Annotated in this window: 10 protein-coding genes; 9 read left to right on the forward strand and 1 reads right to left on the reverse strand. The window is 53.1% G+C overall.

The genetic code is table 11. The annotated features are described in order from the left end of the window. Positions 1 to 24: 24 nt before the first annotated feature. From ACTG33_RS13965 to ACTG33_RS14005, 9 genes are all read left to right on the forward strand, one after another. Positions 25 to 372: an MGMT family protein gene (locus tag ACTG33_RS13965; protein ID WP_439135838.1), complete on the forward strand. Its 348-nt coding sequence runs from the start codon at positions 25 to 27 to the stop codon at positions 370 to 372. A 157-nt stretch (positions 373 to 529) separates the two neighbouring features. Next, positions 530 to 772, forward strand: a complete 243-nt coding sequence (locus ACTG33_RS13970) for a GrxA family glutaredoxin (protein ID WP_439135839.1) — start codon at positions 530 to 532, stop codon at positions 770 to 772. A 231-nt stretch (positions 773 to 1003) separates the two neighbouring features. Further along, positions 1004 to 2653 carry a peptide ABC transporter substrate-binding protein gene (locus ACTG33_RS13975; protein WP_439135840.1) on the forward strand — a complete coding sequence of 550 codons (1650 nt, stop codon included), beginning with the start codon at positions 1004 to 1006 and terminating at the stop codon, positions 2651 to 2653. Positions 2654 to 2788: 135 nt separating this feature from the next. After that, positions 2789 to 3733 carry an ABC transporter permease gene (locus tag ACTG33_RS13980; protein WP_439135841.1) on the forward strand — a complete coding sequence of 315 codons (945 nt, stop codon included), beginning with the start codon at positions 2789 to 2791 and terminating at the stop codon, positions 3731 to 3733. Between the two features lie 4 nt (positions 3734 to 3737). Beyond that, complete coding sequence (locus tag ACTG33_RS13985; protein WP_439135842.1) at positions 3738 to 5180, forward strand: ABC transporter permease subunit; 1443 nt, start codon at positions 3738 to 3740, stop codon at positions 5178 to 5180. Positions 5181 to 5182: 2 nt separating this feature from the next. After that, positions 5183 to 6268, forward strand: a complete 1086-nt coding sequence (locus ACTG33_RS13990) for an ABC transporter ATP-binding protein (RefSeq protein ID WP_439135843.1) — start codon at positions 5183 to 5185, stop codon at positions 6266 to 6268. Further along, positions 6262 to 7224, forward strand: a complete 963-nt coding sequence (locus ACTG33_RS13995; RefSeq protein WP_439135844.1) for an ABC transporter ATP-binding protein — start codon at positions 6262 to 6264, stop codon at positions 7222 to 7224. Before ACTG33_RS13990 ends, ACTG33_RS13995 begins: the two co-directional genes overlap by 7 nt. A gap of 108 nt (positions 7225 to 7332) precedes the next feature. Then, positions 7333 to 9243 carry a M2 family metallopeptidase gene (locus ACTG33_RS14000; RefSeq protein WP_439135845.1) on the forward strand — a complete coding sequence of 637 codons (1911 nt, stop codon included), beginning with the start codon at positions 7333 to 7335 and terminating at the stop codon, positions 9241 to 9243. 86 nt (positions 9244 to 9329) lie between these two features. Beyond that, complete coding sequence (locus tag ACTG33_RS14005) at positions 9330 to 10229, forward strand: chemotaxis protein (protein ID WP_439135846.1); 900 nt, start codon at positions 9330 to 9332, stop codon at positions 10227 to 10229. Between the two features lie 39 nt (positions 10230 to 10268). Here ACTG33_RS14005 and ACTG33_RS14010 read toward each other — a convergent pair. Further along, a partial coding sequence (locus tag ACTG33_RS14010) for a glutathione binding-like protein (protein ID WP_439135847.1) occupies positions 10269 to 10584 on the reverse strand: 316 nt, incomplete at its 5' end.

A 10584-nucleotide genomic window follows, 5' to 3' on the forward strand; every position in this document is an offset into this window, starting at 1 on the left:
CTGAACCTTTTGGAGGCTAGATAGATGTTGAGACCAGTTGATGAGCTGTCTGAACTGGCGCCTTTCAGTCAAGCGGTAGTACGTTTGATCCGCGCCATTCCCGAAGGCACCGTGTCAACCTACGGTGATATAGCCACAGCGGCAGGAAGTCCGCGGGCTGCGCGTCAGGTGGTTCGATTGCTGCACACCTTGTCGGCCAAGTATCAGCTGCCCTGGCATCGGGTGATCAATAAGGCGGGCAAGATTGCCCTGACCGACGAACCGGCCTTCGAGTTGCAGAAGCAAAAGTTAATGGCAGAGGGGGTTGAGGTGACCGAAGCCGGTCGGGTTGATCTGGGTCAGTACCGCTGGCTGCCTTTTCTGGAAAACTGAGCCTGTCTGGTTGTTCGCTTGTGAGCAGGCGATTGAGAGTTGGCTACGAGTTATACGGTTTTGACTATCAGCTTATTAAAATCAATTAATTTCACTAATTTTCGCGTAAACAGTAACCTGTTTATCAATCAAACAGCACTTGGATTGGAGAAAGCTTATGTCCCGTTACACGATTTTTGGTCATCAACAATGTGGTTTCTGTCGTCGCGCCAAGCAGGTGCTGGAAGAGAAAGAGCTGCCGTTTCGCTATGTGGATATCCACGAAGAGAATATTTCCAAAGCGGACTTGTCCAAAACCGTCGGTCAAACCGTGACCACAGTGCCCCAGATCTTCTGTGGTCAGGAATACATTGGTGGTTTTGAGGCGCTGGAGAAACATCTGGCTCTCGCCGAGGCCTGATCGCCCGTAGAGCTGTTTCTGTTGGTCACTCTGTCTGTGGCCAGCTTTACTCTAAACCAGATTTTACTGTAAACCAGCTGTTCCCGAGGGAGCCGCTGGTTTTTTGCGTCCGGGCTTCGGAATTTCACAGGATTGACAATTTCCCATCTCATCGGCAAACGAAAACCTTTATGCTTGGGGGTAATAAGTCGCTAAGGAATGGGGGATATGGGTGTTTTCGGAGGAAATCCTGTGATCAGAGCTCAAGCTGCTCAAAGGATCGCGGGATCGTTGTGGTTATGGCCGTTGTTGTGTCTGTGGCTGCTGTCGTGCGCAGGTGTTCAGGCGGCGGGGATGGATTACGAGTCGCGCACCATCCGTCTGGCCATGAGTCAGGAGCCCCCCGACCTGAACGCCATTACTTCCACCGATGCCGTCAGCGGTATGATTCTCGGCCACGTCATGGAAGGCCTGCTGAGCTACGACGCTGAAGGCGATCTGGTAGGAGGTGTGGCCGAGCGCTGGCAGCTGCGCGATGACGGTGCCACCTTCTGGTTACGCGAAGATGCCAAGTGGAGCGATGGTTCTCCGGTGACCGCGCAGGATTTTGTGTTTTCCTGGCAGCAGGCGGTGACGCCGGCGGTGGCTTCCGAATACGCCTCCATTTTGTTTCCCGTGTTAAACGCCCAGGCCATCAACGAAGGCCGAATGGATCCTTCAAAGCTGGGGGTGCGGGCGCTCGATGATCATACGCTGGAAGTCTCCCTGCACCAGCCCTGTCCTTATTTTCTGGGTCTCACGGCCTTTCGTACCTTATTTCCGGTCAAAGAATCTTTTTATACCGCCAGGGGCTCGCGCTATGGCGCAGACGCCGATGAGCTGCTCTATAACGGCCCGTTTACCTTGTCGAAATGGGTGCACGGCGCTTCTGTCAGCATGACGAAAAACCCGCACTACTGGAATCGTGACAATATCTGGTTGAACCTGATCGACATTCCCTACATCACCGAAGACGCCAATGCGCGGATGAACCTCTATCGCGATAACAAGGTGGCCATCGCCAGCGATCTCAATTCCGAGAGCCTGGATGGTGCACTGCGCGAGCGTATGCAGATCAAGACGTTTCTCGACGGTGCTATTTTCTATATTGAGTTCAATCAGCGCGACGACCGGGTGACCCGCAACCGCAACCTGCGCAAGGCCATTCAGCAGGTTTTTAACACCGATGATCTGGTGTACAAGGTGATGGGCAGTCCGGGCAGCTACCCGACGTACACACTGTTTCCCCGCTGGATGAAAGGCGAAAAGGATTTCTTCGTGCGCGAACACCCCGCGCAGAAGCCGGAATTTAATTTGGAAAAAGCCCGGGCTTATCTGAAAAAAGCGAAACAGGAACTGGGTGTCGAGAAGCTGCCACCCATCACACTGTTGGCGGATGACAGCCCCGGCGGACAGAAAACGGCAGAGTATTTGCAAACCATGTTGGGGCAGGCGCTGGGGCTGGAGATTCGTGTGGACATGCAGATCTTTAAACAGCGGCTGGCGAAGATGGGCGCCGGTGAGTTCGATCTGGTGGTGTCTGGTTGGGGGCCGGATTATGACGACCTGCTGACCTATGCGGATTTGTTTGCCAGTCACAATATGAACAATCGCGGTCGCTACAACAGCGCGGAATACGATCACTGGGTTGAAGTGGCACAGCGCTCGCTGGATACGAGCGAGCGGGTGCACGCCTTTGATCAGTTGCAGCGCCTTATTTTTGAAGACGCTGTTATCGTGCCTCTCTATGAGCGAGGCCGGGTATATGTAAAGCATCCCCGCTTGAAAGGCGTCCTGCGTCGGGCCGTGGGGGGCGATCCGAATTTCAACTTTGCCTATATTGAACCTCCGGCCGATTCATAAAGTGTTGCAGCGGCCTTTTCATCATCCGAATAGCGTTGTCCGAATGAATGGTGTTCCACTCAGAAATCGTGTCGTATAAATGAATAATTTCGTACGAAGAAATAGCCACAACCGATTTGCACAAGGAACTGCGCAGTGACTCAGTTTATTTTAAAGCGTCTGTTGTCCGGGGTGATTACCATCTGGTTTATCGCCACCGCCACGTTTATCGCTATGCATTCCGTACCGGGTGATCCGCTGGCCAATGAGAAAGCGGTCGCGCCTGAAATACGCCGCAATCTGGAAGCCCGCTACGGACTGGATAAACCGGTACTGCAACAGTACGGTATTTTTCTCGGCAACATGTTGCGCGGCGATTTTGGTATTTCTTTCACGCAGAAAAATCGCTACGTCAACGACATCATCCGCGAGCATTTTCCTATCTCTGCTGTTCTGGGCGTGTTGGCCTTAATCATTGCGACGGTGGGCGGTGTAATCTGGGGTGCTTTAACTGCCGTGTATCGGGATCGCTGGCCCGACAGTGTGATTATGTTTCTGGTGGTGATAGCGGTGTCGGTGCCCAGCTTTGTGTTTGCCATGCTGGGGCAATTGGGGATTCTCGCCATGAACGAATGGCTCGGATTTTCCCTGCTGCCGGTAGCCGGTTGGGGGAGTTTCGGTCACATGTTGGTACCGGCTCTGGTGTTGGGGCTGGGCACCATGGCTTACCTGACACGCTTGATGCGATCCTCCATGTTGGAAGTGACCAGCGCCGATTATATTCGCACCGCGAAAGCCAAAGGCGTTTCGCCGCTGCGGATCTTTTACAAGCATCAGTTGCGCAACGCCATCTTGCCAGTGATCACGGTGCTGGGGCCTTCCATTGCCGCCATCACTACCGGTGGCTTTGTGGTTGAGCTGGTGTTTGCCATTCCTGGATTGGGGCGCTTTTTTGTTCAGGCGGTGCAGCAGTTGGATTACACCGTAATTATGGGCACAACCGTTTTCTATGGTGCGTTTCTGGTAATCATGGTGTTGTTGGTGGATATCCTCTACGGCTTTATTGATCCGAGAATCCGTGTCGGTAGGGTCAGGGGGTGATGGCATGAATCAGACGTTGAATTCCAATCCGACATTAACTTCAAACCCTCAGCTGACTCCGGCCGATTTCGAGCCGCTGGTGAAAACCCGTTCGGCGGATTTGATTGTGCGGCCGTCGCTGTCTTTTTGGCAGGACACCTGGCAGCGACTGAAGCGCAATCGCCGAGCTATGGTTTCCCTGTATTTGATTATCGGGTTGCTGTCGTTTTCTTTTGTGTTGCCGCTGTTTGTTTCGTTTGATGTTGCCGAGCAGGATTTGACGCAAATCTCTCAATCCCCGAGTCTGGAAAAAAGTTCACTGGTGGTGGATACCACACCCTGGTCGGGTCGGTTTGTTGAGCCGGAGGCGCGGCAACAGTTGCAGCAAGCCGCTTTTGATTCCGCGGCGAAAGTGGAAGGCCTGCGGGTGGTGGGCGAGGCCAATACAGAATCAGTGCGCCTTTCCTGGCAGCCGGTGGCAGGTGGTATTGCTTACCGCGTTCATCGTCATTTGTTGGTGCCCAGTGGCGCGACGGATTTGGGGTTGCCCTTGGGGCAAACTGATCAGCCGGGCCAGATTTCTTATGAGGATCGCCTCAAACTGCAGAACGTCAGTTATTTTTATTCAGTTCAGGCTGTCGATGGTGATGGCCGCTTGTCAGATTACAGTACGGTAGAGGTGAAGCCTCGTCATGCCATCAGCTTGCGGGCTGCGCTCAGTCGCGGCCTGGTGGAGGCTGACAATGCAGACGCTATGCTGGGGCAGGAGATCGAGCTGAAACGTCATCTGATGGGGACGGATTATCTGGGGCGGGATCTGATGGCCAGACTGGTTTACGGCGGCCAGACCTCTTTGTTTATTGGTATTGTCGCGCCGCTGCTGTTCGTCGCCATGGGCATTCTCTACGGCGGGGTATCCGGCTATCTGGGTGGGCGTGTTGATGAAATCATGATGCGCTTTGCGGACTTTGTAATTGCGCTGCCTTTCCTGTTGTTTATGATTTTATTTCGCGTGGCCATGGGCATTGGGCCAGGAGAAAGCGGCATCACGCCGATGTTGATTGCCATGGTGTTGTTGGGCTGGCCGACCGCTGCCAAGCTGGTCCGCGGGCAGGTGCTGCAACTGCGGGAGCAGCCGTTTGTTGAGGCCGCTCAACTCATGGGTGCAAATACCCACTATTTGATTTGGCGACATATGCTGCCCAATGTGATGGGAGTGGTGCTGGTGTCACTAACCTTTTCGATTCCCTCGGCGATTTTTACCGAGGCGTTTCTGTCGTTTATCGGTATGGGTGTGGCGCCACCGACTCCCAGCTGGGGTGCGATGTGTAACGACGGAGTGAAGTCGTTTATGAGTCATCCCCACGAATTGCTATTCCCCGCGCTGTTTATCAGCTTGACGGTATTGGCGTTTAACTTGTTGGGTGACGGGCTGCGAGATGCCCTCGATGCGAAGATGAAAGGTTGAGCATGAGCGTAATGGATAATTCTCAGTGGAATAGCGAGCCGGGCACACCGGCGCTGGCCGTGGACAATTTGCAGGTGGAGTTTTCAGCTCAGGGTGGACGTGTGCAGGCTGTACGAGGCGTGTCCTTTTCGGTAAAACCGGGTGAAACTCTGGGCGTGGTAGGAGAATCAGGCTGTGGTAAATCCGTTACCATGATGAGCGTTATGGGGCTGATTCCGATGCCGCCGGGCAGAATTGTCGGTGGCTCCGCCAGACTCAATGGCAAGGAGCTGTTGCACTTGCCGGTGAAGCAGCTGAACAAAATTCGCGGTGTCGACATCAGCATGGTATTTCAGGATCCCATGAGCGCACTGAATCCTACCATGCGCATCGGTGAGCAGATTGCGGAAACCCTGATGATCCATAAGGGAATGGGTCAGCGCGATGCATTAAAACGTGCGGTGCAGCTGCTGGATCGCACCCGAATACCGGAAGCCAGCAAGCGCGCTCGTCAGTACCCGTTCGAATTTTCCGGCGGTATGTTGCAGCGCGCGGTGATCGCCATGAGCCTCGCCTGCAGTCCGTCTGTCCTGGTGGCGGATGAGCCGACCACGGCTCTGGATGTGACGATTCAGAATCAGGTACTGGAGTTGATGCGAGAGATTCAACGGGAAGAGGGGATGGCGATTGTGCTCATTACCCACGACCTGGGTGTGGTAGCTCGCATGGCAGATCAGGTGGCGGTCATGTACGCAGGACAAATTGTGGAGCAGGGCAGTGTGGACGATATTTATTATCGCAGTGCTCACCCCTACACCCTGGGTTTAAAGTCAGCCATGCCCACAGCCTCAATGCACGTGGATGAGAAATTGATGGCGATCCCCGGCAGTCCGCCGGATTTGTTCTCACCACCGGTCGGTTGTGGGTATTGCAATCGCTGTGATTACGCCATGACAATTTGCGAACAGCGACAGCCCGATTTGATCGCACTTGATTCAAATCCGAATCACCGTCTTATCGATAAGCACGCGTCTCGTTGTTGGTTGCAGCATCCGCAGGCGGAAGTAGACGTGGACGCTCTGTATCAGAAGAGGGCGCCCACATGCTGATGAAAATTCAAAATTTAAGTAAGCACTTTCAGGTGGGCGGCGAAACTCTCTATGCCGTGGATGATGTCAGTCTCGACATTGCAGAGAATTCAATCGTCGGTCTGGTGGGTGAAAGCGGTTCTGGCAAATCGACACTGGGAAAAACCCTGGTAGGGTTGCATGAAAAGTCTGCAGGACAAGTGTTGTTCCGCGGACAACCTCTGCCCAATCGCTACACCTCTGCTGACTACCGTCGTCTGAGTAAAGACATTCAGATGATTTTTCAGGACCCCTACGCGTCCCTCAATCCGCGGATGACCATTGAGGAAATCCTGACGGAGCCCCTGCGACTGCAAGCCGGTACTCAGACACGCAACGCCAAGCAGCGGCGGGAGCTGGCCGCCAACTGGCTGGATAAGGTGAGTTTGAATCCGGCGTATTTGGGGCGCTATCCCCATGAGTTTTCCGGCGGTCAGCGCCAGCGCATTGGCATCGCCCGGGCGTTGATTACCGAGCCCGGCTTTGTAGTCTGTGACGAACCCATTTCCGCGCTGGACGTATCGGTGCAGGCGCAGGTAATTAATCTGTTGGGTGAACTGCAACAATCCATGGGGTTAACCCTGTTGTTTATTGCACATGACTTATCCATGGTACGCTATATTTCAGACACCATGGTGGTGATGTATTTGGGTTCAGTGATTGAACAGGGACCCTCTGATGAAGTGTTTTTTTCGCCCAAACACCCGTACACTCAGGCGTTGATCAAGTCCAACCCGCTGGCTGATCCGCAGCAGGAAAAACAGAGAGTGCATGATGCCATCGTCGGTGAAATTCCCTCACCGGTGAATCTGCCTGCGGGGTGTCGCTTTGCGGGGCGTTGCGACCGGGTCATGGAACGCTGTCGCCGGGAGCGGCCTTTACTGAAAGTGGTTGCAAAAGATCACCGTGTGGCTTGTCACTTATACGATGAAGCCTAGCCGTCTACTCTTAATATAAATTACAGCTTGTCATATAAGATACCGGTTCTGCCCAGAAGGTATCTGCTCCAATATAGAAGGTATCTACTCCATTATAAGGGAAGGCCGATGATGTATTTGTCGAAAGGGGTACCCGAAGTGTCTGGCAAGATAGCTCACACTGTACCTCACCGCCTGAACCCTGAGCATTTGATTTTTCTCTTTGTCTGTCTGGCCTTGTTGATGATGGGGCCAATGGCCATGGCAGAAGAAAGAGTATTCTCAAAACCTTCGCTGTCGGCTGAAGAATTGGTGGAAGAGGCTGAAAGAGAGCTGGCCAAAGCGTCGAAGCAGGTCGGACATGCCATGTGGTTGTCGTCGACCTATATCAATCACGACAGTCAGGTGTTATCCGCCGAGGCAATGCAGAAATACACATTGCTGTCGGTGAGCTATGCCAAGCAGGCTGCCGCCTATGACGATCAAACCTTGGATCCGGTCACGCGAAGAAAGCTGATCCGCTTAAAACAGGATTTGACACTCCCTGCGCCGGCACACACGGAGTCCGCTAGAGAGCTGGCTGACCTGGGGCTCGAAATGGAGTCCATGTATGGCGCAGGGAAGTATTGTAATGACAGCCGTTGTTACACTCTGGGTGAAATGGAAAGTGTGATAGCGCACAGCCGAGACCCTGAATTACTTAAGGAGCTCTGGGTCGGTTGGAGGAAGGTTTCTCCCCCCATGCGCAAACTGTATGCGCGGCAGGTGGAGATTGCTAATGCGGGAGCAAAGGAGCTGGGTTATCAGGATCTCAGTACCTTGTGGCGCTCCAAATACGACATGCATCCCGATGCCTTTGCGGCCGATATGGATCGCCAGTGGCGCGAAGTTAAGCCGTTATACAGCGCATTGCAGTGTCATGTGCGTGCGAGGTTGCAGGAACATTACGGCGATAAGGTTATAACCGATAGCGGGAAAATACCGGCGCAGTTGTTGGGTAATATGTGGGCGCAGACCTGGGGCAATGTGTACGATCTGGTGAAGCCTGTACCTGTGAAAAAGTCCGGCGGCCTGCCGATGTATGACACTCAGGACAATCATACTCTCGACAGCAGGATTAAGGCCTCCGGCATGTCCGAACGGGATATGGTCAAAATCGGGGAGGCCTTTTTTACTTCGCTAGGGTTTGATCCGTTGCCGCAAACTTTCTGGGAGCGCTCCCTGTTTGTCAAACCTCGAGACCGCGAAGTCATTTGTCACGCCAGCGCCTGGAACGTGGATGATCAGGATGATCTGCGTATTAAAATGTGTATCCAAAAAAACGCCGAGGACTTCCAGACGATTCATCACGAGCTGGGCCACAATTTTTATCAGCGCGCTTATAATCAACAACCCTACCTGTTTAAGGGCAGTGCCAACGATGGTTTTCATGAGGCTCTGGGCGATACCATAGCCCTGTCCATCACACCGGGTTATCTGAAAAAACTGGATCTGATTGAGCGGGAGCCTCCAGCGACAGAAGATCTGGACTACCTGATGAACATGGCACTCAACAAGATCGCGTTTCTCCCCTTCGGCCTGCTGGTGGATAAGTGGCGCTGGCAGGTGTTCAGTGGTGGGTTGCCGTCAGAAGACTACAACAAAGGATGGTGGGAGTTACGAGAAGCCTATCAGGGCATTGAGCCGCCCGTAGAGCGCACAGAAGCCAACTTCGACCCCGGAGCCAAGTACCATATCCCCGGCAACACACCTTACACTCGCTACTTTCTGGCCTTTATTCAGCAGTTTCAGTTTCATCGCGCGCTCTGTAATGAGATAGGCTTCGAGGGCCCTCTGCATCGCTGCTCAATCTATGGCAGCAAAGTCGCCGGTGATAAGCTCAAAGCCATGATGTCCATGGGGGCCAGCCAACCCTGGCCAGAAGCCATGGCAGCGTTGACCGGACAGCGTGAGTTGGATGCCTCCGCCATTAATGACTATTTTGCGCCATTAATGACGTGGTTGAATGAGCAGAATGCAGATCGTCAGTGTGGGTGGTAAATCGCCGTTATAGTTAAGCCTTCCTTGGCCGATAAACTACTGGAGAATCCTTAACGCTTCCTAGCAAAACCTCAATACGGAGCCACATGATGTCCACCCAGAGGGCTGAGCACTCCCAGGGCGTGCTGTTATTTCGCCTTTCAGGCAGCCAGATGTTTGGTCTGGGTACCTTGAAGATCAGAGAGCTGATCCCATACTCGCCGGTGACTGCCATGGTTAAGCAGCACCCTAGTGTGATTGGTGCGTTAAATTTCAGAGGCAAAACCATTACCGTCATCGATCTGGCTCATGCTGTGGGCAGACGTCCTATTGCCGAGGAGGAGAGGGAAGGTTGCTACATCATTGTCACCGATGTACAGCGTCAGGTGGTTGGCTTTCTGGTGCGCAATATTGAACGCATCATGCAGACCAATTGGCGCGAAATTCAGGCACCGGATACCAATCTGGGACATCACGTTTACATTACTGGCCTGGTTAAGGAAGAGGACAATCTTGTCCAGCTGCTGGATGTCGAAGTCATTATGTCCAGATTATTTCCTTTATCCCCCGGCAGGGCGACGGCTACGATTACCGATGTGCAGCGTGAAAGACTGAAACCGCTCCACTTTTTACTGGTCGATGACTCGCGAACTGCCCGAAAGCAGCTGAGTGACGCTCTGGATATCATCAACGTGCCCTATCACTTTACCCATGATGGTCAGGACGGACTGGACTATATGTGCCAGCAAGCCGCTGCGGGTAATCCCGTGGACATCCTGGTCAGCGATATTGAAATGCCCGGGTTGGATGGTTATGAGCTGGCGTTTGCTATTCGCGATAACCCCCAGTTGTCCCACACCTACATCATTCTGCATACCTCGCTTTCCAGCGAAATCAGTGTCAGTCAGGCAAAACAAGTGGGTGCTGATGAAGCGCTGACCAAATTTGATGCCAGAGAGTTGATTGATGCCATGTTGCGTGGCGCCGAAAAGGTTGCGTGGTGTTGATCAACTTTGTTTACGCACGAATTGTGCTTAATTCTATTCTTACTCAGATTTTGTCTTGCCAGCAAAAAAAGTCATTTGATCCGCGTAAGCTTTCTTGAAAGCCATGCGTCCAGTAGCTTTAACGACATATTCTCGGCAAGCGGGGTAGCCCTCTAGGCCATCGAATCGATTCACCAGCCTTAATACATCCGCCATGGCAATATCAGCAACCGTAAAGGAGTCTGTCAGCCAGGTCTTTGCCGTCAGTTGTTGTTCCATGTTCTGTAGGCGGGCTTTAAGAAAGTTGTCCAGGTGTTGTCGCCCCGGGGTGATCTCCTGATCGTCTGAGAACTTGAAAATTGACCAGGGCAGGGCT

Source organism: Pseudomaricurvus sp. (assembly GCF_965662505.1).
GTDB lineage: Bacteria > Pseudomonadota > Gammaproteobacteria > Pseudomonadales > Cellvibrionaceae > Pseudomaricurvus.

What these genes read in the sequence shown, in the direction of transcription:
- ACTG33_RS14005 (WP_439135846.1), top strand. Translation starts at nt 9,330, where the DNA reads ATGATGTCCACCCAGAGGGCTGAGCACTCCCAGGGCGTGCTGTTATTT.
- ACTG33_RS13970 (WP_439135839.1), top strand. Translation starts at nt 530, where the DNA reads ATGTCCCGTTACACGATTTTTGGTCATCAACAATGTGGTTTCTGTCGT.
- ACTG33_RS13985 (WP_439135842.1), top strand. Translation starts at nt 3,738, where the DNA reads ATGAATCAGACGTTGAATTCCAATCCGACATTAACTTCAAACCCTCAG.
- ACTG33_RS14000 (WP_439135845.1), top strand. Translation starts at nt 7,333, where the DNA reads ATGATGTATTTGTCGAAAGGGGTACCCGAAGTGTCTGGCAAGATAGCT.
- ACTG33_RS13965 (WP_439135838.1), top strand. Translation starts at nt 25, where the DNA reads ATGTTGAGACCAGTTGATGAGCTGTCTGAACTGGCGCCTTTCAGTCAA.
- ACTG33_RS13995 (WP_439135844.1), top strand. Translation starts at nt 6,262, where the DNA reads ATGCTGATGAAAATTCAAAATTTAAGTAAGCACTTTCAGGTGGGCGGC.
- ACTG33_RS13990 (WP_439135843.1), top strand. Translation starts at nt 5,183, where the DNA reads ATGAGCGTAATGGATAATTCTCAGTGGAATAGCGAGCCGGGCACACCG.